We start from the raw sequence: 25,438 nt of genomic DNA on the forward strand, positions 1-25,438 counted from the left end.
AGTCGGCGCTGGATCGCGCTGACTTCGATGTCGTCCCGGAATGCGATCTCGGCGGACGAGGCAGTGTAGGCAGAGGAAAAGCGGTCGCCGCAACGTGCACGGAAAGACTATTTTTCAGTATTCGAAAGTGTCATGCGCCGATGGATCTCACGCGGAAAGGTGGGATGCTCTGGAGTCGCATGGTGATCGAACGCTTTGCGATGTGTTGTTTTCTATCTTTCGCCGATTGACATGAGGATTTATTCGCGTGAAGTGCCGACATATCGGCACGGAACATCGGAGCAACCCAAAAAAAAGCGCGCGGCCACGAGGGCTCGCGCGCAAACTCGGAGAACGGTTGCAGGGAGCGTTCAGTTGCCGCTCGACGCGACGGTATTGGCCGCCCCGGCACAATCGTGCTGGTACTTCTGCATCAGGCGCGCCTGTGCCGAATCGATATCGTCGGGATAGCTGCTCTCGTCCCCGGACGACGGGTTGTAGCCGACGGACTCCAGTTCGTTCAGTTCGTTGACGAGTTGCCGGTGGGAGACCGGGCCGTTCGCATGCACGAACGGATAGTCATGACATTGCGCGGACGTGAGCTTCGTCCCGGCATGCACGGAGACGCTCAATGCGAGCATGGCGGCGCACACGAGATAACGGACGGGATGATTCATCTTCGGCTCCTGGATAGCGTTGAGTAGAGGCCGTACGGCAGGATGCCTGCGTCGGCCGCGAGGCGAAGATTAGGCACGGCGGACTAGCTAAACGACAGCGCGATGATGAAACATGTTTTAGGCAAGCCCGGCTCGGAGCATGCACCGATTGCCGCAGGCATCGAAGGTTAAAGAATCGTTCATGCGCGTGCTTCCGGATGGTTAGGCGCCGCGGCGTATCGTCGAGCGATGGATCGATCGATGCCGCGCGCCGCGCGGTGGACACGGGGGTAAGGCAATGAAATCAAAGGTCGTCATGGCTGGGCTGGTCGCGCTGATGGGTGCGTCGCTGCCGGCGTTCGCGAAGGTGCAGGGAACCGGGCTCGCGATCGCCGATGTGACGCTCGCGAACGCGAAAGCCGAACAGCGGGATCGTGCGATCGATGCCGCACGTGATCTCGCGTCGCATCGTGCGGGCGCGGCCGGCACACGATCGCACCCACGCTGACCGCGCGTTGCGGCGCACCATTCGCAGCCGGTCGCGGCGGCTCGCGTGCGTCGCGAGCCGTGGTACGACATCGTGTCGCAAAGGCGAGCATGCCGGGTCGTTTTCAGCCTCCGTTGCAATGGCAAATAAGTCAGGATCGAAGCCGATCTTGACGTTATGTTGCCGGATATGAAACTTTCTTCACGAAGCCGACGCGCGTCTTTTACGCGTGCACGCATAAGCTCTGCACGAGCGCGTTCGGCCGTCGGGTATCGAAGCGCATACGTCCCTTCGACGAAGACGAGAATCGTACATGGCATCATCCGCTTCCCCGGTCAACGAGCCGGCCCCGCCTGACAAGCCGGCCGTGGACGGCACGGCCGTCGCGCACGTCCTCACGATCGAAGACGACGAAATCACCGCGAACGAAATAGTCACGGAGCTGGAGGGGCGCGGCTTTACGGTCGAATGGGTGGCGAACGGGCGCGATGGCATGGCCCGCGCGCTCGGCAACGAATTCGACGTGATCACGCTCGACCGGATGCTGCCGGTGGTCGACGGCCTCACGATCCTGACCACGATGCGCAGCGTCGGCGTGCGCACTCCCGTGCTGATGCTGAGCGCGCTCGGTGATGTCGACGAACGGGTCCGCGGGCTGCGTGCGGGGGGCGACGACTACCTGACCAAGCCGTTCGATCCCGAGGAAATGGCCGCGCGCCTGGAGGTGCTGCTGCGCCGGAGCCAGGCCGCGCCGGCCACGTTCGACACGACGCTGGTCGTCGGCCCGCTCAAGCTCGACCTGATCTCGCGCAAGGCGTTTCGCGACGGCGAGGAAATCGTGTTGTTGCCGACCGAGTACCGCGTGCTCGAATACATGATGCGCAATGCCGGGCAAACCATTACGCGGACGATGTTGTTCGAGGCCGTATGGGGCTATCACTTCGATCCCGGCACGAACCTGATCGAAGTGCACATGGGCCGGTTGCGCAGGAAGATCGATCCGTCCGATGCGAAGCAGATGATCCAGACCGTACGCGGCGCGGGGTATCGCCTTGGCTGAGCCGGCTACCGCGGCGTCGGCCGCGCATCACGTCCCGCCGGCACCCGCGCGACGCTGGTACTCGAGTACGTTTCGGCTGGTGTCGGTCTATGCCGTGACGTTCTCCGTGTCGGTGATGCTGCTGCTCGGCTTCATCGCATCGGTGATCACGCACGACATGGAGCGGGAAACCGACACGGTGATCGATTGGCAGATGATCTACTTCGATTCGATCCAGGACGACCAGCTTGCCGCCGCGATCCTGCACCGGATCGAGCACGAGCGGATGCATACCAACTACTACGGGCTCTTTACCGCGGACGGCACGCATATCGCCGGCGATGTGCTGGCGTTGCCGGCCGGTCTGCAGCCGAACCGCAGCGGCGTGACGCTCGATCACACGATGCCGATCGCGGGAGACCAGGTGCCGCCGGTCGTCCGCACGATGGCGGAGCGGCGTGCGAACGGCGACGTGCTGGTGCTCGGGCGCGACCTCACGCACATCCTGCGCATCCGCGCGGCGATCATCCAGGCGCTGGTGGGCGGCGGGCTGCTCTGTCTTGGCACGGGCGTCGTGGGCGGCCTGATGCTCAGCGTGCGGCAAATGCGGCGTCTGAAGGAGGTCCGGCGCATCACGCAGTGTATTGCGCAGGGCGACCTCGGCCAGCGGCTGCCGGTCGGCGGACACGACGAGATCGATCTGCTGTCCCATCTCGTCAACCATATGCTCGAGGAGATCGAGCGGCTGATGAACGAGGTAAAGGGTGTCTGCGACGGCATCGCGCATGACTTGCGGACACCGCTCGCCCATGTGCACACGCTGCTCGCGCAGGCGGCACAGCGGGCGGAGCGGCTCGACGATGCCGTGCTGGAGCGTCTCGTCTCGCGGGCACGCCACGAGACCGACGTGCTGCTCGATCGTTTCCGGGCGATGCTGCGTATCGCCGAAATCGGTTCCTTGCAGCGGCGCGGCGGATTTGCGGAGCTGTCGCTGGAGGATCTGGTCATCGACGTCGGGCAGTTGTTCGAACCGCTCGCGGACAGCCGCGCGATTCACTTCGTGCAGTCCGTCGAGCCGGTGGCGCGGATTCACGGCGATCGCGCACTCTTGTTCGAGGCGCTGAGCAATCTGCTCGACAATGCGCTCAAGTACACGACGTCGGGCGATACGGTGCGCCTGGAACTGCATGACACGCCGTTCGGCCCGCGCATCGACGTGATCGACAACGGCCCGGGCATCGCAGCCGACGAGCGTGAGGCGGTGCTGCGGTCCCGGTACCGCAGTCGCCGTACCGGGCATCTCGCTGGGGCCGGGCTCGGCCTGAGCATCGTGTCGACGGTCGTCAACGTGCACGATTTCACGCTGCGGATCGGCCATGCCGAGCCCGGCACGCGCGTGACGATCGAATGCTGGCCGAGGTCGCTGGCATGATGGCCGTCCGGACGATGCGGCGCGTGTCGGCGTATGTCGGCCGCGAGGCCGGTTGACGATGCGCATCCTGCTCGTGACTTCGCCGCATCCGGAAGCGTCGTGGCTGCACAAGGCGCTGCAGGAAAGCGGGCACAGCGTGCCGCGCGCCGACGATCTGCGCGACGGCTTGTTCCTTGCGTCACAGGAGGCTTTCGACGCGATCGTCGCGACCGCGTTCGAGCCCGGCGGCGATGTCGCGCTGAGGGCGATGCTGCCGCGTTTCGTGGCCGACGGCGGCGGCGCCGCGCTCGTGGTGCTGATGGGCGACGCGTCGGCGCGCGAACGCATCCATATGCTGCGCGCGGGCGCCGATGCGTGTTTCTGCGCGCCGTATTCGTTCATCGAGCTGCACGAACGCCTGCAGGCGTTGCAGCGGCTGGCCGGGCCGCGCGAGGCGGGCCGTTCGATCGCGGGTGTGTCCGCGGTCGAGACCCTGGCGCGCGAACTCGCGGACGGCAAGCTGCGCCTCGCCGTGACGCGCCGGGAATTCCTGTTGCTCGAATGCCTGATGCGCCATCCGAACGCGCCGGTGCCGCGCGACCAATTGATCCGGTACGTCTGGCAGGACAAGGAGGATGTCGATCCGTCGAGCGTCAATCTCGTGGTGTCGCGGCTACGCCGCAAGCTCGCGCGGCATCTGCCCGACGTCCGGATCGATACGGTGAGCCGCTATGGCTACCAGGTGACGCTGCCGGACGCATGAACGCGCGGTTTCGGCCGCGCAACGAACATGACGGGCGCACTGCCGATGGCAGCGCGCCCGTCATGCGTTTACGACCCGAAGAACGGCACGCAGAAGTCGGGCGGGCCGACACAATCGCCGGGGCCATCGGGCTGCGCGGCGGCACAGGCGGACAACATGACGCCGGCGGCAATCGCGACGAGCGCGAGACGGGCGGAACGGGCGAGCAACGGAAGCAGCTTCATGGATGGCGAGCAATTCGGGGGACAGGCGGCGCCGCTGGCGGCGCGAGCCGGGCATCGCGCCCGGCCGCACGGTCGCCTCCATCAATGCGAATAGAGCGTGGAGTTCAGGTACTTGAGCTGCCCGTCCTGTTCGGCTTGCACGAGTTCGGCGTGGACCTCGGCGCGCGTCTTCTCGTGGATCGGCTGGCCATAGGGCGGCACCCACTGGCCGGCGGCCTGGGTGCCGGGCGCGCCGGCCTTGGTGGCGGCCGGCGACATCCGCATCGGCTGACTGCCGGTCAGCGCAAACGCGGGAACGGACAGCGTGCCGATTGCGGCAAGCATGGCGGCGGCGACGATGTGGGCGGTTTTCATGTCTGGAGTCCTCATGATGATTGAATGGGCATTTCCCCGGGCGCGGCGTGTCGATATCGGCGTCGCACATGGGTTGAGGACAAGCATAGAGGAGGGGCGTTAGCGGATCGGCATACGCAACGTGAAAAGAAATTCATGCACTGCCGCGCATTCGCGGCGGACGTGAAACCGGTATGTCGCCAGGATGAAGCAGGTTTCATGTTTCGGGCCGTTTCGATAACGGCGCTGTCACGCCCGCTGCCTAAATTGTGCGCCATCGCATCGCGCACGAGCGGCCATGTCACCCGGGCTGGCGATGCGAGCAGACCGATCCACTCCAACGAAACCATCATGAAGAAATATCTGGCAATTCCGGCGGCGGTCGCCTGCCTGCTGGCGAGCGCGGCGCATGCGCAGAGCAGCGTGACGCTGTACGGCACGATCGACGCGGGCCTGGACTACATCAGCAACCAGAAATCGGCCGCGGGCGCGGGGCCCGTCTACGGTGTCCAGAGCGGCAACGTCAGCACGTCGCGCTGGGGGCTGCGCGGCAACGAGGATCTCGGCGGCGGGCTGGCCGCCGTGTTCACCCTCGAGAACGGCTTCAACGTCGCGAACGGCAAGCTCGGCAACGGCGGCGACGAGTTCGGCCGTCAGGCGTGGGTCGGCCTCGCGAGCCGCCAGTGGGGCACGGTGACGCTCGGCCGCCAGTACGACTTCCTGGTCGACTTCGTCGCGCCGCTGTCGGCGACGGGGTCCGGATTCGGCGGCAACCTCGCCGATCATCCGTACGACAACGACAACCTCGCCAACGACACGCGGATGAACAACGCGGTGAAGTTCCGCAGTGCCGACTACGGCGGCTTCACGTTCGGCGGTGCGTACGGCTTCAGCAATCAAGGCGGCGGATTCAGCAACGACAACGCGTACAGCGTCGGTGCGCAGTACGTGAACGGCCCGGTCGACCTCGCCGTCGCGTACCTGCAGTCGAACCAGCCGGGCGGTGTCGACGCGCCGCAGAACACCGGCGGGTCGCTGAGCAGTTCGGATGGCGATGCAATGCTCGCGGGCGGCCGCTGGCGCACGTTCGGTGCCGGCGCGCACTATGCGTTCAACCATGCCGCGATTGGCTTCGTCTACACCAGAACGATCCTGAACGACCCGCGCGAGCTGTCGCAGGGCGGCGCATACGGCCGCGTGAACGGCCAGCTGCTGACCTTCAGCAACTACGAGCTGAATGCGCGTTATTTCCTGACGCCGGCCCTCTCGCTGGGCGGCGCCTATACGTTCACGCAGGGGCGCTTCGACGATGCGGGCCGCGGCATCGCGCCGAAGTGGAACCAGTTCATGCTGCAGGCCGACTATGCGCTGTCGCGTCGCACCGACCTCTATCTGGAAGGCGTGTATCAGCGCGTGACGGGCGCGGACGGCGTCGCGGTGCTCGGCCACGCGGGGATCTTCAACCTGGCCGCGTCAGGCAACGATCATCAGGCCGTCGTCGCGGCCGGTATCCGTCACAAGTTCTGAGCGGCCGGGCTGATGTAAAAAACGGCACCCGTCATCGCGACGGGTGCCTTGAAATGCGACACGCCTCGTCATGTCGCAAGGGATTCAGTTCGCTGAACTAGCCATCGTCGCGGCCGGTGCCTGCGTACCGGGTGGGGCTTCATCGGTCGACCACCCGCCGCCCAGCGCGGCGATCAAGCCCACCGCCGCGAGTTGTCGACGCGTGTCCAGCTCCAGCATCGCGATCTTCGTATCGAGCTCGGTGGTCTGCGCCGTCACGACGTCGAGATAGCTGACGACGCCGTCCCGATAGCGCGACATCGACAACTGCAACGTGCGTTCGGCCGCGTCGAGCGCTTCCTGTTCGCGATCGGCTTCGTCGCCGAGGTGATGCGTGAGCGCGAGGTTGTCTTCTACCTGCTGGCACGCGTCGAGCACCACCGCGCGGTATTTCGCGCCGTTCTCGGCGAGCTGCGCGCGCGCCTGGTCGGTGAGCGCCTGGCGCCGGCCGCCGTCGAACAGCGTCAGCGCGAGACTGGGCCCGATCGACCAGATCTCGTTCGGCGCGCGGAGCCAGTGGCCGAGGCCCGAGCTCTGGTAGCCGCCGACCAGCCCGAGCGTGACGTCGGGGAAGAATGCCGCGCGCACCACGCCGATCTTTGCGTTGGCGGCGGCCATGCGCCGCTCGGCGGCCGCGACGTCGGGGCGCCGCTGCAGCAGCGTCGCGGGAATGCCGGCCGGGATCGTCGGCAGATACGCCGCGTTCAGGTCCGGCGTCAGCGAGAACGACGACGCCGGTACGCCCGTGAGCGTCGCGATCGAGTGCTCGTAGAGCGCGCGCCGCGCCCGTACGTCCTCGGCCGATGCGCGGGCTGAATCGAGCTGCGTCCGCGCGCGCGACACGTCGAGATCGGACGCGATGCCGCCCGCGTGCCGGCTCATCGTCAGGCGCAGCGCGCGCTGATACGTGTCGATCGTATCGGCCAACAGCTGTTGCTGCTGGTCGAGCCCGCGCAGGCTGAAGTACGCGCTGGCGAGGCTGGCCTGCAGGCTCAGCCGCACCGACGCGAGATCGTCGGCGCTGGCCTGCGCGTCGGCGCGCCCGGCCGCGACTTCGTTCCGCACTTTCCCCCACAGATCGAGGTCGTAGTCGAAGCCCGCGTCGAGCGTGTTGTCGCCATAGACGTTCGGTTGGTTCGAGCCGCGCAGCGGCCGCGTGGCCGATTGGCGGTTGCTCGAGATCTGCGCGCCGAGACTGATGGTCGGGAAGAGGCCCGAGCGCGCCTGGTCGAACAGCGCGGCCGCTTCGTCGTGGCGGGCGACGGCCGCGGCCACGTCGGGGTTGGCCGCGGCTACCCGTGCTTCGAGCCGGTCGAGCACGGGGTCGCGGAACGCCTTCCACCAGCCGTCGCGCGCGATGCGGTCGGCCGGCTTCGCGGCCTGCCAGCCGCCGGCTTCCTTGAAGCTGGCGGGTAGCGCCGTTTGCGGCGCGTGATAGGCGGGCGCGAACGAGCACGCGGACAGGAACGCGACGCCGGCGAGCATCGCGCAGAGCCGAAGCCGGTTAGCCATGCGCACGCTCCGTATCGCGCGCGACCGACGCGACGGTGCGGGCCGGCGCCGCGAGCCTGACCGGGTCGCCGTCGGCGAGCGAGTCGGGCGGATTGTCGATCACGCGGTCGTCCGGCGCGAGGCCGGTCGCGATCTGCACGTGCGTGCCGAGATCGGTCGCGATCGTCACGGGCTTGAATACCGCGCGATCGTCCTTGCCGACCACGGCGACCTGCAGGCCGGCCTGCCGGAAGATCAGCGAGCTGGCCGGAATCGTCAGCGCGTGGGTGCTGCCGGCCGGCAGCGCGAAATGCACCTCGGTGTATTCGCCGGGAATCAGCTTGCCTGCGGCGTTGTCGACCATCAACTGCACGAGCAGCGTGCCGGTCGAGTCGGCGATCGAGTCGTCGGTGTCGGCGAGCGTCGCCCGGAAGGTCTCGCCCGGATGTTCAGGCACGGTCAGCGTGGCCGTCATGCCGGGCCGGATCGCGGCGGCCTCGTTCTGCGGCACGCTCACGTAGACCCGCATCCGGTGGACGTCGGACACCGCAAACAATTCCGGGCCGGCGCCGCCGCCGGCCGAGATCAACTGGCCGATGTCGGTCTTGCGCGCGGTGACGACGCCGTCGAACGGCGCGACGATGCGCTTGAACGCCTCGAGCGCGTCGAGGCGTCGCACGTTGGCCTCGTTGGCCGCGACGATCCCCTGCTTGGCCGCGAGGTCGCTGGTCTTCTCGTCGGTTTCCTGCTGCGACACCGAATCCTGCGCGAGCATCCGGGTCCAGCGCGCGGCCGTGGACGCAGCCAGCTTCTCGTTGGCGAGCGAACTCTGCAGGTCGGCGCGCGCCTGCTGCAGTTGCTGGTCGAGCTCGGGCGTATCGATCAGCCCGAGCAGTTGCCCCGACTTCACGTGCGCACCGATGTCGGTGTACCACGCATGCAGGTAGCCCGACACCTGCGCGTGGATCGGCGCGCTCTCGAACGCGGACAGGTGGCCGGGCAGCACGAGCGTCGCGCCGTCGCCGCCGGTCGACGGCGTGTACGCGACCACGGTCGGCACCGCTTGTTCGGCGGACCAGGTCGTCATTTCCTGTTTCGCGTGCGCGCGGCCGACGATGCCGGTCGCCACGATGCCGACCGCGATCAGCGAGGTGATCGTGGCGACGAGCTTGAGGTTGGGCAGCCGTTTCGGCGACTTGATATCGATCTCAGTGGACATGGGAAGCTCCGGACGCGGAAGGGGAGGAAGCGCGGGACGCGTCGTGCTTGAGCGCATCGCGCCGGTGCACGAGGCTGAATACGACGGGAACGAAGAACAGCGTCGCGATCGTCGCGCACGCGAGGCCGCCGATCACGGCGCGGCCGAGCGGCGCGTTCTGCTCGCCGCCGTCGCCGAGGCCGAGCGCCATCGGCGCCATGCCGATGATCATCGCGAGCGCGGTCATCAGCACCGGGCGGAACCGCGTGAAACCGGCTTCGAGCGCGGCGGCCAGCGCGTTGCCGGTTTCGGCCAGGCGCTCGCGCGCGAAACTGACGACGAGAATCGAGTTGGCGGTGGCCACGCCCATGCACAGGATCGCGCCGGTCAGTGCCGGCACCGACAGCGGCGTATGCGTGGTGAACAGCATCCAGACGATGCCGGCCAGCGCCGCCGGCAGGGCCGAGACGATCACGAATGCGTCGGCCCACGAGTGGAAGTTCACGACGATCAGCAGGTAGATCAGCACGATCGCGCCGACCAGGCCGAGCAGCAGGCCGGCGAACGCGCCGTTCATGGTCTGCACCTGGCCGCGTAGCGTGACCGTCGAGCCCTTGGGCAGATCCTTCGCGGTGGCCTTGACGATATCGTCGATGTCGGTCGCGACCGCGCCGAGGTCGCGCCCCTGGGTGGTCGCGTAGATGTCGAACAGCGGCTCGATGTTGTAGTGCGACACCACCGCGTTGCCGACCCCGCGCGTGATCGTGGCGAGGCCGCCCAGCAACTGGGACTGGCCGTTCGCGCCGGTGACCGGCAGGTTCTGCAGAGCCGACAGCGTGGTCATCCGGTACTGCGGCGTTTGCGCGACGATCGGATAGGACACGCCATTGCGCGGGTTGAGCCAGTAGGTCGGGTCGACCTGGCTGGTGCCGGCCAGCGTCGCGACCACCGAGTTCGTCACGTCCTGCTCGGTGATGCCGAGCTGGTCGGCGCGCGTGCGGTCGACCGTCACCGTGAACTGCGGATAGGTGCTGGCCTGCTGGATGCGCGGGTCGGCGACGCCCGCGATCAGGCGCAGCTTGCGGTACAGCTCGTGCGCATAGGCGAGATTGGCCTGCTGGTTGGGGCCGGCCACCTGCAGGTCGACCGGGGCCGGTGCGCCGAAGTTGAGGATCTGGCTGACGATGTCGGCGGGCAGGAACGAGAACGTGGTGCCCGGATAGGCGCGCGGCAGGCGTTCGCGCAGCGTGTGCACGTAGTCGGCGGTCGGTGCGTGATCGCGCGACAGCGAGATCAGGATGTCGCCGTCCTGCGGTCCGAGCGTGCCGCTGTTGTTGTAGGTCAGGTTGATCCCGCTGTTCGGCAAACCGATGTTGTCGATCACTTCGCGCAACTGCGCGGGCGGAATCACGCCGCGAATCGTGTTTTCGATGCGGTCGAGTTCGGCGGCGGTTTCCTCGACCCGCGTGCCGACCGGCGCACGCACGTGCAGCGCGATCTCGCCGGAATCGATGGTCGGGAAGAAGTTGCGACCGAGCGACGGTGCGAGCAGGAAGGACGCGGCCACGATGCAGAGGAAGGCGACGACGAACGGCTTGCGGCGCGTGAGCGCGAGGCCCAGCAGGATTCGGTACGACGCGCGCACGGACTCGAAGCGGCGCTCGAATGCACGCTGGAAGCGCACCAGCGGATTGCGCGACGGCGGGACGTCGTGTGCGCCGGCATGGCCCGCGTGCGGGTCCATCACCGCGGCCAGTTCGCCCGATGCGTGACCGGCCGATGCGTGCGGCTTGAGCAGGTATTGCGCGAGCATCGGCACGAAGGTGCGCGACAGCACGAACGACGACACCATCGAGAAGATCACCGCCTTGGCCATCGGCACGAACAGAAAGCGCGAGATGCCGTCGAGCATCAGCATCGGCACGAACACGATGCAGATGCACAGCAGCGAGACCAGCGCCGGCATCACGATCTGCTTCGCGCCGTCGACGATCGCGGTGCGTGTGTCCTTGCCCTGTTCGAGGTGCCAGTTCACGTTCTCGATCGTCACCGTCGCATCGTCGACCAGGATCCCGACCGCGAGCGCGAGGCCGCCGAGCGTCATCACGTTGAGCGTTTCGCCGGTGGCCGCGAGCAGCGCGATCGCCGACAGCACGGCCAGCGGGATCGACGCGGCGATGATCAGCGTCGAGCGCCATGAGCCGAGGAACAGCAGGATCATCAGCGAGGTCAGCGCGGCGGCGATGATGCCCTCGCGCGCCACGCCGCTGACGGCGCCGTTCACGAAGGTCGACTGGTCGCCCATCGTGACGAGCTTCAGGCCCGGCGGCAGCGTCTGTTCGACCAGCGGCAGCTTCGCCTTCACGCCGGCGATGATGTCGAGCGTCGATGCCGAGCCGTTCTTCAGGATACTCATCAGCACCGCGCGGTGGCCGTCCACGCGCACGATGTTGCCCTGCGGCGGGTAGCCGTCGCGCACGTGGGCGACGTCACGGATATAGATCGTCGTGCCGCCGACCGACTTGATCGGCAGGTCGTTCAACGCGTCGAGCGAGAGCGGGCTGTTGTTGAGCTTGATGTTGTATTCGAAGCGGCCGATCTTCTGCGTGCCGGCCGGGATAATCTGGTTCTGCTGCGCGAGCGCGTGCGCGACGTCCTGCGCCGACAGCCCTTTCGACTGCAGCGCCTGCGGGTCGAGATCGATCTGCACTTCACGTGTCTTGCCGCCGTACGGCGTCGGAATCGCGACGCCGGGCACCGACAGCAACTGCGGCCGAATGAAGTTGACCGCGTAATCCCCGAGCTTCTGTTCGTCGAGCGTGTTGCTGGTCAGCGCGATCTGCAGCACCGGCACGGTCGACGCGTTGTAGTTGAGGATCTGCGGCGGCGTGGTGCCGGGCGGCATCTGCTTGAGCACGGTCTGCGAGATCGACGTGACCTGCGCGGTCGCCGTGCGGATATCGACGGTCGGCTGGAAGAAGATCTTCACGATGCCGTAGCCGCGGAACGATTGCGACTCGATGTGCTGGACGTCGTTGACCGTCGTGCCGAGCGTGCGCTCGTAGTAGGTGATCACGCGTCCGGACATGTCGTCCGGCTGCAGGCCGGCGTAGTTCCACACGACGCTGATCACCGGAATGCGGATGTCCGGGAAGATGTCGATGGGCGTTCGGACCGCAGCAAGCGGGCCCGCGATCAGGATCAGCAGCGCCAGTACGACGAACGTATAGGGCCGCGTGAGCGCGAGCCGGACAATTTTCAGCATGAGGTGCTGCTCCGTTCAAAAGCGTCGTGAAGAAGAGCCGGATGTGCGCGTCTTCGGGAAAACACCGATGCGCAACCGCTGACCGCATTCTGCGGAGCAGCCCCTAACAACGGGTCGCAAAAAAGATGAAACAAGTTTTAAGGTGCGGGCGGACTCAGCCGAGCATGTAGCCCGAGCCGCGGATCGTGCGGATCAGCGGCGCCGCGCCGGGCCGGTTCACCTTCTTGCGCAGGCGGCCGACGTGCACGTCGATCAGGTTCGTGCCGGGATCGAAGCGGCAGCCCCACACGGCCTCGAAGATCATCGTGCGCGTGAGCACGCGGCCGGCGTTGCGCATCATGAATTCGAGCACGCGGGACTCGGTCGGCAGCAGCGCGAGCTCGCGCGCGCCCAGCGTGGCGCGTCGCCGCACCAGATCGAGCGCCAGTTCGCCGGCGCGCAGCACCGTCTCGACGCGCGTGCCGCGCGGCCGCCGGCGAATCAGCACGTCGATGCGCGCGCACATCTCTTCGAGCGAGAACGGCTTGACGAGGTAGTCGTCGCCGCCGGCGCGCAGCCCCTCGATCCGCTGGTCGACCCCGGACATCGCACTCATCACGAGTACCGGCGTATCGAGGCCGACGCCGCGCATCGTGGCGAGGATCGTGAGCCCGTCGAGGTCGGGCAACATGCGATCGAGCGTGACGACGTCGTAGTTCGCGCTCATCGCCCGGGCCATGCCGTCGCGGCCGGTGCGCGCGACGTCGATCTGGTGGCCCGCGGCACGCAGCGTGTGCGCGATGTGATCCGCGATCAGCGGATCGTCTTCGATCGTCAGGATGTGGGCCATGGCGTACGCGATCCGGCGGAATCAGGCCGCGGCAAGCTGCATGGCCGTGCGCTCGGGCGTGCGATAGTGATCGACCACGTAGTCGATGAAACTGCGCACTTTCGTCGACAGATAATTGCGGCTCGGGTAGAGGATCGATACGCGGCGCGGGCCGCCGTTCACGTCGTAGCGTTCGAGAATCGGCACCAGGGTGCCGCTCGCGAGATCGTCGGCCACGAGCGGATGCGGCAATTGCGCGATGCCCATGTGATTGAGTGCCGCGATCCGCACCATCGTGTTGCTGGTCGACGCCAGCGCATTGCCGGTATAGATGCGCGACGAACCGTCGACATCCGAGAACTCCCAGTTGCGCGCGGCGCCGTTCGACACCGTCAGCAGGCAGTGCGTATTCAGTTCGACCGGCTCGACCGGCGTGCCGTGGCGCGCGAGGTAGTCGGGAGAGGCGACGATCACGTCGCGCACGCTCGTCAAGGTGCGCGACACGAAGGTCGAGTTGACCAGGCGGTGATCGTCACAGAAGCACACGTCGTAACCGCCTTCCACCATGTCGACCTGGATATCGAAGGTCGTCACGTCGAAGCGCACGCGCGGATGCTCGATGCGATACGTGGATAGCAGCGCGCCAAGCCCGGCCGCCACCGAGGTTGCCGACGCGGCGATGCGCAGCGTACCGTGCGGGTCGCGATTGACCTGCGCGAGATTCGATTCGATCTCGTCGAGCTTCTCGATGATCGTGCGGCAGCCGTCGAGATATTCGCGGCCTGTCTCGGTGAGCGACAGGCTGCGCGTGGTCCGGTTCAACAGGCGCATGTTCAGATGGGCCTCGAGCATGCCGACGCTGCGCGTGACCGCGGCGGCCGACATGCCGAGCTGACGTGCGGCGAGGCTGAAGCTCGATAACTCGACCACGCGCGTGAAGACACGCATCGCTTGCAGTTGGTTCATGATCGGCGAGGAATGGAGTTGCCGGAAATGGGGTGGCGCGTCCGTCTTCAGCGGGCTACGTCGACGCATCGCGCCGCGCCTGCCGGGGCGGGCAGCGAATTCATTATGGAAGGCACGCGGGTGGGGGGCGCTAAAAAAACAGCGCTGGCCGGATGAAATTTCGTTTAGAAAACGGCAGAGCCCGACGGACGATGACGCGGCGCGTTTTCTGAAAATTTTCTAAAAAAAGATTCATGCGCGGATCACAAATCTTCAGGCGGCAGACGGATACCGAGATCGATAATGGGATCACGTAACCGCGGCAAGGACGACAGAAATGGCACAACCGTTGAGCATCAAGATGATCGAGGAGCGCGGCAAGCTCGTCGTGCTGATGTCGATCGAACGGGGCGCGGCAGTGCTCGATCCGGAGGATGTGGATGCCGTCATCCAGTACTTGAGTTTGCTGCGCGCGTCGATGCAGCCCGCGGTGCCGGAACGTCCGCCGCACGCGCAGCAGTTCGTGACGGAAATGGACCCTTGCTGGTATGCCGAGCGTCATCCGCTGGAGGGCGGCGTGGTGTTGTTGATGCGTCATAGCGGGCTCGGCTGGGCAAGCTTCGCACTCCCGCCGCGCAGCCTTGAACGGTTGCACGGTTCGCTGACGCAACTGCTCGAGGACGAGCGGCAGGCGATCAGCCTGCCTCACTGAAGCTGCCCGCACGCGCCGGCAGTCGGCGTCGTCGCCACGGAGCGGTTCGGTAGCTGCCCGGGCGCGAACGCTGCCGTCCGGCGCGGGCCGCCATGCGCGCTATCCGCGCCCGACGAACGGCATCGCGGTCGCCATGATCGTCATGGTGAGGATGTTGGTGTCGAGCGGCAGATTCGCCATCTGGACGATCGCGTTCGCGACATGCGCGACGTCCATCCGCGCTTCGGGCGCCAGGCTGCCGTCCGCTTGCGGGACGCCTTGCGTCATCCGTTCCGTGAGCGCGGTGGCCGCGTTGCCGATGTCGATCTGGCCGCACGCGATGTTGTACCGGCGGCCGTCGAGCGCCAGCGACTTCGTGATCCCGGTCACCGCGTGCTTGGTCGCCGTGTACGCGATCGTATCGGGGCGCGGCGCGTGCGCCGAGATCGACCCGTTGTTGATGATTCGGCCGCCCTGCGGCGTCTGGGTTTTCATCAGCCGCCATGCGGCCCGTGCGCACAGAAAAACGCCGGTCAGGTTCGTCGCGACGACGCTGTTCCACACGTCGAGTTCGTATTCGTCGAGGGCAACGACCGGCGCGTTGCGGCCGGCGTTGTTGAACAGGACGTCGAGCCGGCCGAACCGTTGCGCGATCTGCGCGAACGCGTGGTCGACCGAGGTTTCGTCGGTGACGTCGACGGGAAACACCTGCGCGTCGCCGCCGGCGGCGCGGATCGCGTCCTGCGTTTCGCTCAACGACGCCTCCGTGCGTCCGAGCAGCGCGACGGTGAAGCCGGCCTGGGCGAGCGCGATGGCCGCGGCGCGACCGATGCCGGAGCCGGCGCCCGTGACGGCGGCGAATTTCTTCGAGACAGACATGGCTGGATTTCCTGCGGGTTGAGTGTGGGGAGGCCGACGATGACCATTGTCATCGCCACTTCGGCAATGTAGTCGAAATGCGCGACGTGCCTGTTCCCGCGGCATTGCATTGCACGACGGACCGCGCGTCGCTCGTCGGATCTTCGTCGATTATTGCTCGAGCGGAGAAACTGTATCGATTTAGTGTATCGATACAGAAGATGCTATATTGCGGCCACGCTACGTAGCCGGTTGCTCTGTGCAAATAGAGGGCCGCATCGTAAGCGCGCGCAGAACCGCTTTTCTCACCGGATTCTTCCAGGAACGATGTCCATGCGTTTGCCCGGCCTTTCCGTGCTTGTCGTGTTTTTCCTCATCGCGACGGACCCCGCGTCGGCGGCCGGGCAGGCGGCCGATCGCATCGCCGCGGGCAAGGCGCTGGCCGTCGCGGCGGACTGTGTCGCGTGCCATACGGTGCAGGGCGGCCAGCCGTTCGCGGGCGGCCTCGCGATGCCGCTGCCGATGGGCGACATCTACTCGACCAACATCACGCCGGACCGGCAAACGGGGATCGGCAACTATTCGGAGCAGGACTTCGCGAACGTGCTGCGCAAGGGGCTGCGGCGCGACGGCGGCAACCTGTACCCGGCGATGCCGTACCCGTCGTACACGAAGTTCAGCGACGACGACATTGCGAACCTGTACGCGTATTTCATGCAGGGCGTCGCGCCGGTGCGTCAGCCGAACCGCGCGCCGGATTTCCCGTGGCCGCTGACCATGCGCTGGCCGCTGAAGATCTGGAATGCGCTGTATCTGCGCGAAGGCGCGTACGTGCCGAAACCCGGGCGGGACGCCGAATGGAATCGCGGCGCCTACCTGGTGCAGGGCGCCGCGCATTGCGGTACCTGCCATACGCCGCGCGGCATCGGGATGCAGGAGCTGGCCTACGACGAAACCGGCGTCGGCTATCTCGCCGGCGCGCCGCTCGCCGGCTGGCAGGCGTTCAACATCACGCACGATCGCGACGCGGGCATCGGCACGTGGACGACCGCGCAGATCGTCCAGTACCTGCGCACCGGCAACGTACCGGGCAAGGCACAGGCTGCCGGCCCGATGGCGGAGGCGGTCGAGCACAGTTTCAGCCGGATGAGCGAACGCGACCTGAACGCGATCGCCGTGTATCTGTCGACCGTGCCCGCCGCGAAGGGCGCCGATACCGCGCCGCGTTCGACCCAGGGGCGTCCGACCGACGACTACGTCGCGATACGCGCCGCGGCTGCGGCGGGTGGCCGGACGCCGGCCGGCGCGTCGCTCTACCTCGATCATTGCGCGAGCTGCCACGGGATGACGGGCGCCGGCACGACGGACGGTTTCTTCCCGTCGCTGTTCGCCAACAGCGCGGTCGGCACCGCCACCGCGTCGAACCTGCTGCAGGTCGTCATGCACGGCGCGAGCGTGAACAACGGCACCACGCACTACTTCATGCCGGCGTTCCAGACCGAACTCGACGATGACGAAGTGGTGACGCTGGTGAACTACCTGAGCGAACGATTCGGCAACGGCCGGGCTCGCGTGAGCGCGGCGGAGGTCGCGAAGATCCGCACGGCGCCCGCCCACTGACAGGAGATGCACGCGATGAACGATTTCGATGTGACCGGCGAACCGGATGCGCGGCGTCGCCGTCTCGTGAAGCTGTCGGCCGGTGCGGCGCTTGCCGTCGCGTTGCCGGCCGGCATGCTGATCGCGCGCGCCGCGACCGCACCGCAGGCCGTGCCGCTGCGGGACTTTGCCGGGGTGGCCGCGTACTTGACGCGTCGCTCGGCGCTTCCGTCGCGCTATGTGGAGTCGGTCTACGACGGTCTCGTCGAGCAGGATCGCGAATTCCCCGCGCGGTTGCGCGCGCTTGCCGTCGCGATCGACTCGGGCACGCAGCCGCTCGATACGTTCGTGCGCACGCTCGGTGTCGCCGCCCCGCAATTGCGCGCGGCGGCACTGGCCATCATCGAGGCCTTCTACACCGGGAGTGTCGGTCACGGCGGGCAGGCGCGCATGGTCGGCTACGAAACCGCGCTGATGTTCGAGCCGACCCGCGACGTCACGGTCATTCCGACCTACATCCGCGCGCGCCCCGAGTACTGGACCGCGCGCCCGGCCGCCGAAGCCGGTTGAGCAGCCTTCGAACGAGGATCGAAATCATGAGCAGTTCCTATGACGCGGACGTCATCGTCATCGGCGCGGGCATCCTGGGCGGCGCCGTCGCGCAGTCGCTGACGCAGCAGCGCAAGTCCGTCATCGTGATCGAGGCGGGGCCGGAGGTGAAGCGGGCCGAGCTCGTCCGCGCGTTCCGCAACTACGGCAACAAGTCGGATTACAACGGCCCGTACCCGGATCTGCCGTGGGCGCCGAAGTCGTCCACCGGCCGCTATTCCGATCGCTACATCGACAGCGTCGGCCCGGTGCTGCAGAAGCCGTCGTTCCTGCGGCTCGTCGGCGGCACGACCTGGCACTGGGGCGGCGCGACGTGGCGCATGCTGCCGAACGATTTCCGGCTGCACAGCCTGTATGGGCAGGGGCGCGACTGGCCGATCGGTTATGACGAGCTCGAGCCGTGGTACCAGCTCGCGGAGGAGCAGATCGGCGTGTCGGGCTCGGACACCGACGACCAGAGCGGGCAAGGCGGCGCGCCGTTCCCGCCGCGCTCGAAGCCGTACCCGATGCGGCAGCAGCCGTGGTCGTACCTGACGCAGCGGGTCGCCGAAAAGGTCGCGACGATCGGCCATCGTTTCGTCGACGAACCCAACGCGCGCGCGACGCGCCCCTACGAGGGCCGGCCGACCTGCGCCGGCAACAACAACTGCGCGCCGATCTGCCCGATCGGCGCGCAATTCTCCGGCGATCGCCCGGTGCTGCGCGCCGTCGCGCAGGGTGCGCGGCTGCTGACGAATGCGGTCGTCTACAAGATCGAGCGCGGCGAGGGGCGCAAGATCGCCGCGATCCACTACATGACGCCGGATGGCAAAAGCACGCGCCTGACCGCGCGGACCTTCGTCCTCGCGGCGCACGGTGTCGAGATTCCGAAGCTGCTGCTGATGTCGGACGTTGCGAACACGTCGGGCCAGGTCGGCCGCAACATGATGGGGCACACCGGCCGCGCGATCGCGATGCTCGCGCGCGAACCGGTGTGGGCCGGGCGCGGCCCGACCCAGCAGGGCAGCATCAACACGCGGCGCGACGGCGCGTTTCGTCGCGAACACGGCGCGATCCGGCATTTCCTCGACAACACCGTGCCGAACGAGATCGTCACGCGGCGGCTGATCGCGCAAGGTGTCGTCGGCGACGCGCTCGATGCGCGGATCCGCCACGATGCGGCGCGCTACCTGAAGATCGCGAGCTACGTCGAGATCCTGCCCGACCTGCGTAACCGTGTGACGCTCAGCGATCGCAAGGATGCACTCGGGCTGCCGACGCCGCGTACCGACTATGACGTGTACGACTATTCGTTGCGAGCGGCGTCGCAAGTGCTCGACGATTACCGCGACTTCCAGCAGGTGTTCGGTGCGACCGAGATCGTGAACGACATCCATGCGTGGGTGCCGAGTTCTCACATCATGGGCACGACGATCATGGGCAACGATCCGGCCGATTCGGTCGTCGATCGCGATTGCCGAACGCACGATCACCCGAACCTGTTCATCGCGAGCACGGCCGTGCACCCGAGTTCGTCGGTGGTCAATCCGACGCTGACCGGGTATGCGCTGGCGCTCAGGATGGCGAAGACGATTGGAGCGGAAGTCTGACGCAAGCGGGGCGGCCCGGCAGCGCATACGTGCCGGCCGCCATGCCGGGCGCGCTCAGTCCCGTTTCACTTCACACACTCCAGCGCATACTTCAACCCCTGCCCGAGCAACCCGCGCCACACGTCCCACGTATGTCCGCCGTCGACGATCCGCAGTTCGGCCGGGTTCTGCGCGCGGCGCAGGTGCGTGTACAGCACGCTCGATTCCGCCTGGATCGTCAGGTCGTCGTCGCCGGCCGCGATGAACATCGGCACGCGCCAGCTGCGCGCGAAATAGCCGCGCAGCAGCGCCGGGTAATTGAGTTCGTGCCACACGCGTGAATCGAACTGCCGGTCGCCGAACACGCCGACGTAGCGCGCGGCGGAATTGAGCGGCGGCTCGTTCGCATAGATCGCGGGGCTCAGCAGCATCGCGCCGCAGAACAGCCCCGGTTCGAGCAGCGAGAAGCGCAGCGCGCCGAAGCCGCCCATCGACACGCCGCCGATCGCGCGGCCGGCGCGCTGGTTCGACACCGCGAAGTGCGCTTCGACTTCCGGCAGCAGGTCGTTGAGGAACGCGCTCTGCATCTTCTCCTTGCGATCGACGTACCAGTCGGTGCCGCCCTGCGGCATCACGATCACGACGGGCGGGATGTCGTGGCGCTCGATCAGCGTGTCGGCGGTGGCCTGCAGGCGGCCCTGCGTGACCCAGTCGTTCGCGTTGCCCGCGTTGCCGTGCAGCAGGTACATCACCGGGTAGCGCGCGCCTTCGGGGTTGTAGCCGGGCGGCAGATAGACCGTGTACGACCAGTCGCGCTTCAGCGACGCCGAGCGGAAGGTGCGCAGCACGACGCTGCTGCCCGGATTGACGGACGGCTCCTGCGCGGCGGACGGCGTCGTCGCCGTCTGGACGGCCGGCGGCGCGGGCGAGGCCGCCGGCGCGGCAGCCGGCCCCTGTGCCGGCGGCGTGGCATGGGCGGTGGCGATGGCGCCGGCGATCAGGGCGAGGGTGAGCGGAAAGGCGAGTCGGCGCATGGCGAATCGTGTCAGGAGAGGCGCCGGCTATCGTAGCAGCGGCGCGTGACGGCGCGGCGCGTCATGGCCGCGAACGGAACGGCAGCCGCGCGACGAGCGGCCCGTAGAGTTTGGCGACGAGATACAGCAGCCCGATCGCGACGGCATCGGCGGTCAGGCCGAGCGGCACGTCGAGATAGCCTTCGGTCGCCTGGTAGAGCAGCGAATCGACCGCGAGCGAGATGCCGGTGCCCGCGACGAAGCACAGCAGCCCCTGCCGGCCGATCGTGCCGATCCACGGCATCGCGTGCGCGACCTTCTTCATCCAGCCGAGATGCACGAGCTTGGCGGCGAGCCATGCGATCGCGAGGAAGTTCACGAGCCGCAGCGCACCGAGGTTCTGCTTGATCGACGGATCGGTCGGGAACGGTTCGATGCGCAGCCGGTAGTACGCGCCGGCCGCGACGATCGCGAGCGACGCGGCCGTCAGCAGCCAGCCCTGCGGCCGGGGCGCGAGCGTCTGGTAGACGGGCTGGCAGCGCGCGATCACGCCGAGCACGAACAGGAACTGCCACGCGAACGGGTTGAAATCCCACGGCGCGCCTTCGACGGTCGGCAAGAAGCGCGCGACGTGCGGCGCCGCGTACCACAGCGATCCGCTGAACGCGAGCATCAGCCACGGCTGCGTGCGGGCGAGCGGCAGCGCGAGCGGGACGAGCAGCGCGAAGAACGCGTACATCGGCAGCACCGACGCGAGGTACGGCTGGCGGCGGAACAGCAGGATGTCGCGCAGCGCGGCGAGCGGCTTGTGCAGCAGCCCGTCGAGGTCGTTGGTCGGCATGTTCGGGCCGTCGATCGCGAACGCGTTCAGCGCGGCGGTGATCAGCAGCATCAGGCCGGCCGTCACGAGGAACGCCCGGTAGATCTCGAACGCACGCCGGATGAAGCGCTGGCGCGCGGCGGCCTCGTCGTGCCGCTCGGCGAGCGAGTTGTACGCGATGGCGGTCGCGAAGCCGCCGAGGAACACGAACACCTCGGCCGCGTCGCACAGCGCGTACGCGTGCAGCGTGACGCGCGACAGGATGCTGCCGCCGATGTGGTCGACGACGATGACGAGCAGCACGAGGCCGCGGAAGAAATCGAGCTCGGCGTAGCGGCCGGCCCGGGCCGGCGCGGTCATCGGAGCGCCTTCCGGCGCGGGCCGCGGGCACGGCCGGCACGCGCCGCGCAGGTGTCGGGGTGAAGCATGACTTCGTGAAGAAAGGGCGAACGGATGCGCATTGTGCCACCGATGCGACGCCCGTCGGGTTTACGCGGATGGCGGGCCGGTCTGCCGCTGCCGATAAGCCCGGTCAGGCGGTCTGCGCAAGGGGCAGTTGGACGAGCGCAACGCTTTGCGCGCGACGCCCCGGACCCGATGGACGGACGGTTTACGACGTGACACCATTTTGTCCTCACGCGGCCGCACACCGCGTCGTCCGCCCTGCGGGCCACACATACAACAGCTCAAACATTCGCCGGGCGTTCGGCCTGCCCGGCCATCGGCTCCGGAGATCCGTCATGAAGCACCCCGTCATTTTTGCCGCCGCGCTCGCTGCCTTCGCCGCGCCGGCTTTTGCCGAGACCAGCGTGACGCTGTACGGCGTGATCGACGAAGGCTTCAATTACACCAACAACGTCAACGTCAATGGGGTCGGAAAGACCAATTACCAGCTCGCGAGCGGCTATGCGCAGGGCAGCCGCTGGGGCCTGAAGGGCAGCGAGGATCTCGGCGGTGGGCTGAAGGCGGTCTTCACGCTGGAAAACGGTTTCGACGTGAACAACGGCCGGCTCGGCCAGGGTGGCCGCATGTTCGGCCGTCAGGCGTTCGTCGGGCTGTCCGAGTCGCGCTTCGGCACGCTGACCTTCGGCCGCCAGTACGATGCGGTCGTCGACTATCTCGCGCCGCTGACCGCGAACGGCAACTGGGGCGGCACGCTGTTCTCGCACCCGTTCGACAACGACAACACGGACAACTCGTTCCGTGTCAACAACACGGTCAAGTACGCGAGCGCCGACTGGAACGGCCTGACGTTCGGCGGCACGTACAGCTTCAGCAACAGCACGGGCTTCTCGAACAACCGCCAGTACAGCATCGGCGCGCAGTATTCGCTGGCCGGGCTGCAGGTCGCGGCCGCGTACCTGCAGGCGAACAACCCGGGCATCGGCAGCGCGGGCGCGATCGCGGCCGACGACGCGAACTTCGTCGCCGACCGGCTGCGCATCTTCGGCGGCGGCGTCAACTACACGTTCGGCCCGGCGACGGTCGGCGTCGTCTACACGAAGACCGACGTGAAGAACCCGGTATCGACGGTCTACCTGCCGGCGTCGACGTTCGCCGGTCTCGGGCTGACCGCGACGAAGTTCCAGAACTTCGAAATCAACGGCAAGTACCAGCTCACGCCCGATTTCTATCTCGGTGCGCAATACGTATACACGGACGGCAAGTACGATGCAGCGGCCGGTTCGTTCAAGCCGAAGTACCACACGGTCGGCCTGATGGCCGACTACAGCCTGTCGAAGCGCACCGACGTGTACCTGCAGGGCGCGTGGCAGAAGGTGGGCGGCGACAAGACGGGCACGGCGGCCGACGGCGGCTATGTCGTCGGGACGGACGGCCCGTCGGCGTCGTCGAACCAGTTCTCGGTGCGCGCCGCGATCCGCCACAAGTTCTGACCGGGCGCCGGCGCCGGCGCCGAGCGCCCCGGCACGGCCGCCGTCAGTCCGCCCGGTGCATGCCGCCGAGCGTTTCCGCGAGCCAGTCGACGAAGATCCGCACGCGCGGCGCGAGATGCCGGCCGGTCGGGAACACCACCGACACGGGCAGCGGCGCCGCGTTCCATTCCGGCAGCACCTCGACCAGCGAGCCGTCGGCGAGCAGCGGCGCGAGTCCGTCGCGCGGCGCCTGGATCAGCCCGAGGCCCGCGAGGCAGCACGCGAGATACGCCTGCGAGCTGTTGACCGACACGACGCTGTGCATCTTCACCGCGTGCAGTTCGCCTGAATCCATGTCCGCATATTCCCAGTCCAGCTCGCGGCCCGTTCGGCTCGAAAAATAACCGACCGCGACGTGATCCGGCAGCTCGTCCGGCGAGCGCGGCGTGCCGTGGCGCGCGAGATAGGCGGGCGACGCGCAGTTGATCTGGGCCATCTCGCCGACGCGCCGCGCGACGAGCGACGTGTCGGACAGCACCCCGACCCGCACCGCGCAGTCGATACCGTCGGCCACGAGGTCGACGAAGCGGTCGGTCGTGCTGATCACGACGCGCAGGTCGGGGTAGCGCGCGTGGAAATCCGGCAGCGCCGGAATGACCTGGTTCAGCGCGAAACGCTCGGGCAGGTCGACGCGGATCACGCCGCGCGGCGATGCGCCGGCATCCTCGAACAGCGTTTCCACATCGTCGAGATCGGCCAGCAACCGCACGCAGCGCTCGTAGTAGGTCGCGCCCTCGGCGGTCAGCGCGACGCGCCGCGTCGTGCGTTGCAGCAGGCGGATCTTCAGATGCTTTTCCAGATACTGGACGGCGTTGCTGACCGTCGGGCGCGGCAACTGGAGTTGCTCGGCCGCTTTCGTGAAGCTGCCCAGATGGGCGACGCGCGCGAAGGTGCGCATTGCTTGCAGATGGTCCATGCGGGGGCGGGAGCGTGGCGATTGGAACAGGCTCCATTGTTAATCATCGTCGAATGAATTGGTTGGGGGTTTCGCGTTTATCGTGCGCCGCGATGCGTTCAGAATCCGGTTGATTCAGTCAACACCGCAAGGACACGGACATGGACAAGCATCGACTGGGCCGCACGGGCCCGCAGGTTTCGGCGATCGGGCTCGGCTGCATGGGGATGTCGGACTTTTACGGGCCGGCGGATCGCGACGAAAGCATCGCGACGCTGCACGCGGCGCTCGACCACGGCATCACGCTGCTCGATACGGGCGACTTCTACGGGATGGGCGACAACGAGATGCTGATCCGCGACGCCCTGCGCGGCCGCACGCGCGACCAGGTACTGATCAGCGTGAAGTTCGGCGCGCTGCGCGATCCGGCCGGCGGGTTCGCCGGCTACGACGCGCGGCCCGCGGCGATCCGGAATTTCGTCGCGTATTCGCTGAAGCGGCTCGGCACCGACTACCTCGACATCTACCGGCCGGCCCGCGTCGATCCGGCCGTGCCGATCGAGGAAACGGTCGGCGCGATCGCCGATCTCGTGAAGGCCGGGTACGTGCGTCATATCGGGCTGTCGGAAGTCGGCGCGGACACGATCCGCCGCGCGGCCGCCGTCGCGCCGATCGTCGATCTGCAGATCGAATACTCGCTGCTGTCGCGCGGGATCGAGGCGGACATACTGCCCGCGTGCCGAGAACTCGGGATCGGTGTGACGGCGTACGGCGTGCTGTCGCGCGGGTTGCTCGGCGGCGGTTGGAGCGCGGCGCGGCAGGGCGAGCGCGATTTCCGCGCGGCCAGCCCGCGTTTCCAGGGCGAGAACCTCGCGCATAACCTCGCGCTGGTCGATGCGCTGCGCGCGATCGCGGAGGAGAAGGGCAGCAATCCGGCCCAGGTCGCGATCGCGTGGGTGCTGTCGCGCGGCGCCGACATCGTGCCGCTGGTCGGCGCGCGCAAGCGCACCCAACTGCAGGACGGTTTGCTGGCGACTAAATTGCAACTAACGGTCGATGACCTCCAACGCATCGAAGCGGCGGTTCCCGCCGGGGCGGCTGCCGGCGAGCGTTATCCGGCCGCGCAGATGGCGCACCTCGACAGCGAGCAGGGCCGGGGGTGATCCACGGGGCCGGATCGCCGGGCCTGACAGCCTCGGCCGACGGCCCCGAGCCAGCCTCAGGCAAAACCAGATGGCGGGCGGCAGGGCGGGCAGGCACCATCGGCGCCGTACTCAACGACGGAA

At 67.4% G+C, this 25,438-nt stretch carries 23 protein-coding genes; 11 read left to right on the plus strand and 12 right to left on the minus strand.

The genetic code is table 11. From position 1 onward, the window contains the following. Nucleotides 1-350: 350 nt before the first annotated feature. Nucleotides 351-656, minus strand: a complete 306-nt coding sequence (locus BLS50_RS17370; protein ID WP_074802946.1) for a DUF4148 domain-containing protein — start codon at nucleotides 654-656, stop codon at nucleotides 351-353. Between the two features lie 277 nt (nucleotides 657-933). Between BLS50_RS17370 and BLS50_RS17375 the strand changes: the two genes are divergently transcribed. The 4 genes from BLS50_RS17375 to BLS50_RS17390 all read left to right on the plus strand — a co-directional run bounded on the left by BLS50_RS17375 (nucleotide 934) and on the right by BLS50_RS17390 (nucleotide 4,335). Beyond that, a complete protein-coding gene (locus tag BLS50_RS17375) occupies nucleotides 934-1,143 on the plus strand; it encodes a hypothetical protein (protein ID WP_074802949.1) in 210 nt (69 codons plus the stop codon). Between the two features lie 292 nt (nucleotides 1,144-1,435). Then, nucleotides 1,436-2,182, plus strand: coding sequence for a response regulator transcription factor (locus BLS50_RS17380; protein WP_012339830.1), 747 nt, complete (start codon nucleotides 1,436-1,438; stop codon nucleotides 2,180-2,182). After that, nucleotides 2,175-3,593: a sensor histidine kinase gene (locus BLS50_RS17385; RefSeq protein WP_074802952.1), complete on the plus strand. Its 1,419-nt coding sequence runs from the start codon at nucleotides 2,175-2,177 to the stop codon at nucleotides 3,591-3,593. Before BLS50_RS17380 ends, BLS50_RS17385 begins: the two co-directional genes overlap by 8 nt. Before the next feature lie 58 nt (nucleotides 3,594-3,651). Beyond that, nucleotides 3,652-4,335 (plus strand): response regulator transcription factor, encoded by a 684-nt coding sequence (locus BLS50_RS17390; RefSeq protein WP_074802955.1) that lies wholly within the window; start codon nucleotides 3,652-3,654, stop codon nucleotides 4,333-4,335. Nucleotides 4,336-4,403: 68 nt separating this feature from the next. Here the strand turns inward: BLS50_RS17390 and BLS50_RS35960 are convergent, their stop codons facing one another. Next, nucleotides 4,404-4,559 carry a hypothetical protein gene (locus BLS50_RS35960; RefSeq protein ID WP_012339833.1) on the minus strand — a complete coding sequence of 52 codons (156 nt, stop codon included), beginning with the start codon at nucleotides 4,557-4,559 and terminating at the stop codon, nucleotides 4,404-4,406. 81 nt (nucleotides 4,560-4,640) lie between these two features. Continuing rightward, complete coding sequence (locus tag BLS50_RS17395) at nucleotides 4,641-4,913, minus strand: DUF4148 domain-containing protein (protein ID WP_074802957.1); 273 nt, start codon at nucleotides 4,911-4,913, stop codon at nucleotides 4,641-4,643. Nucleotides 4,914-5,243: 330 nt separating this feature from the next. On the opposite strand from BLS50_RS17395, the gene BLS50_RS17400 reads away from it, so the two are divergent. Beyond that, complete coding sequence (locus BLS50_RS17400) at nucleotides 5,244-6,419, plus strand: porin (protein WP_074802960.1); 1,176 nt, start codon at nucleotides 5,244-5,246, stop codon at nucleotides 6,417-6,419. Between the two features lie 84 nt (nucleotides 6,420-6,503). Here the strand turns inward: BLS50_RS17400 and BLS50_RS17405 are convergent, their stop codons facing one another. The 5 genes from BLS50_RS17405 to BLS50_RS17425 form a co-directional block, all read right to left on the minus strand. After that, a complete protein-coding gene (locus BLS50_RS17405; RefSeq protein ID WP_074802963.1) occupies nucleotides 6,504-7,970 on the minus strand; it encodes an efflux transporter outer membrane subunit in 1,467 nt (488 codons plus the stop codon). Continuing rightward, nucleotides 7,963-9,168: an efflux RND transporter periplasmic adaptor subunit gene (locus BLS50_RS17410; RefSeq protein WP_074802966.1), complete on the minus strand. Its 1,206-nt coding sequence runs from the start codon at nucleotides 9,166-9,168 to the stop codon at nucleotides 7,963-7,965. The genes BLS50_RS17405 and BLS50_RS17410 overlap by 8 nt, the downstream gene beginning before the upstream one ends. Then, nucleotides 9,158-12,412, minus strand: a complete 3,255-nt coding sequence (locus BLS50_RS17415; protein ID WP_027806137.1) for an efflux RND transporter permease subunit — start codon at nucleotides 12,410-12,412, stop codon at nucleotides 9,158-9,160. The genes BLS50_RS17410 and BLS50_RS17415 overlap by 11 nt, the downstream gene beginning before the upstream one ends. A 154-nt stretch (nucleotides 12,413-12,566) precedes the next feature. Then, nucleotides 12,567-13,241, minus strand: coding sequence for a response regulator transcription factor (locus BLS50_RS17420; RefSeq protein ID WP_074802969.1), 675 nt, complete (start codon nucleotides 13,239-13,241; stop codon nucleotides 12,567-12,569). 21 nt (nucleotides 13,242-13,262) lie between these two features. Next, complete coding sequence (locus tag BLS50_RS17425) at nucleotides 13,263-14,186, minus strand: LysR family transcriptional regulator (RefSeq protein WP_053524677.1); 924 nt, start codon at nucleotides 14,184-14,186, stop codon at nucleotides 13,263-13,265. Between the two features lie 316 nt (nucleotides 14,187-14,502). On the opposite strand from BLS50_RS17425, the gene BLS50_RS17430 reads away from it, so the two are divergent. Further along, a complete protein-coding gene (locus tag BLS50_RS17430) occupies nucleotides 14,503-14,877 on the plus strand; it encodes a hypothetical protein (protein WP_027811586.1) in 375 nt (124 codons plus the stop codon). 99 nt (nucleotides 14,878-14,976) lie between these two features. On the opposite strand, the gene BLS50_RS17435 is transcribed toward BLS50_RS17430, so the two are convergent. Then, entirely contained in the window at nucleotides 14,977-15,735 is a 759-nt protein-coding gene (locus tag BLS50_RS17435; RefSeq protein WP_074802972.1) for an SDR family oxidoreductase, read from the minus strand. A 312-nt stretch (nucleotides 15,736-16,047) separates the two neighbouring features. Between BLS50_RS17435 and BLS50_RS17440 the strand changes: the two genes are divergently transcribed. The 3 genes from BLS50_RS17440 to BLS50_RS17450 are packed head-to-tail and all read left to right on the plus strand — an operon-like array spanning nucleotide 16,048 to nucleotide 19,511. Further along, entirely contained in the window at nucleotides 16,048-17,334 is a 1,287-nt protein-coding gene (locus BLS50_RS17440; RefSeq protein WP_074802974.1) for a cytochrome c, read from the plus strand. Between the two features lie 15 nt (nucleotides 17,335-17,349). Beyond that, nucleotides 17,350-17,883, plus strand: coding sequence for a sugar dehydrogenase complex small subunit (locus BLS50_RS17445; protein WP_074806469.1), 534 nt, complete (start codon nucleotides 17,350-17,352; stop codon nucleotides 17,881-17,883). A 26-nt stretch (nucleotides 17,884-17,909) separates the two neighbouring features. Continuing rightward, nucleotides 17,910-19,511, plus strand: a complete 1,602-nt coding sequence (locus tag BLS50_RS17450; RefSeq protein ID WP_074802977.1) for a GMC family oxidoreductase — start codon at nucleotides 17,910-17,912, stop codon at nucleotides 19,509-19,511. Nucleotides 19,512-19,576: 65 nt separating this feature from the next. Here BLS50_RS17450 and BLS50_RS17455 read toward each other — a convergent pair whose 3' ends face one another. Together BLS50_RS17455 and BLS50_RS17460 are read right to left on the minus strand one after the other, a co-directional pair. After that, nucleotides 19,577-20,524, minus strand: coding sequence for an alpha/beta hydrolase (locus BLS50_RS17455; protein WP_074802980.1), 948 nt, complete (start codon nucleotides 20,522-20,524; stop codon nucleotides 19,577-19,579). A gap of 61 nt (nucleotides 20,525-20,585) precedes the next feature. Beyond that, nucleotides 20,586-21,683: an OpgC domain-containing protein gene (locus BLS50_RS17460; protein WP_006478818.1), complete on the minus strand. Its 1,098-nt coding sequence runs from the start codon at nucleotides 21,681-21,683 to the stop codon at nucleotides 20,586-20,588. A gap of 380 nt (nucleotides 21,684-22,063) precedes the next feature. Between BLS50_RS17460 and BLS50_RS17470 the strand changes: the two genes are divergently transcribed. After that, nucleotides 22,064-23,218 (plus strand): porin, encoded by a 1,155-nt coding sequence (locus BLS50_RS17470; RefSeq protein ID WP_023476835.1) that lies wholly within the window; start codon nucleotides 22,064-22,066, stop codon nucleotides 23,216-23,218. 43 nt (nucleotides 23,219-23,261) lie between these two features. Here BLS50_RS17470 and BLS50_RS17475 read toward each other — a convergent pair whose 3' ends face one another. After that, on the minus strand, nucleotides 23,262-24,173 hold the full coding sequence (locus tag BLS50_RS17475) for a LysR family transcriptional regulator (RefSeq protein WP_011694772.1): 912 nt from the start codon (nucleotides 24,171-24,173) through the stop codon (nucleotides 23,262-23,264). 140 nt (nucleotides 24,174-24,313) lie between these two features. On the opposite strand from BLS50_RS17475, the gene BLS50_RS17480 reads away from it, so the two are divergent. After that, a complete protein-coding gene (locus BLS50_RS17480; RefSeq protein WP_074802983.1) occupies nucleotides 24,314-25,315 on the plus strand; it encodes an aldo/keto reductase in 1,002 nt (333 codons plus the stop codon). Nucleotides 25,316-25,438: the final 123 nt, after the last annotated feature.

Origin of the sequence: Burkholderia orbicola, assembly GCF_900100915.1 — a bacterium.
Lineage (GTDB): Bacteria > Pseudomonadota > Gammaproteobacteria > Burkholderiales > Burkholderiaceae > Burkholderia > Burkholderia orbicola.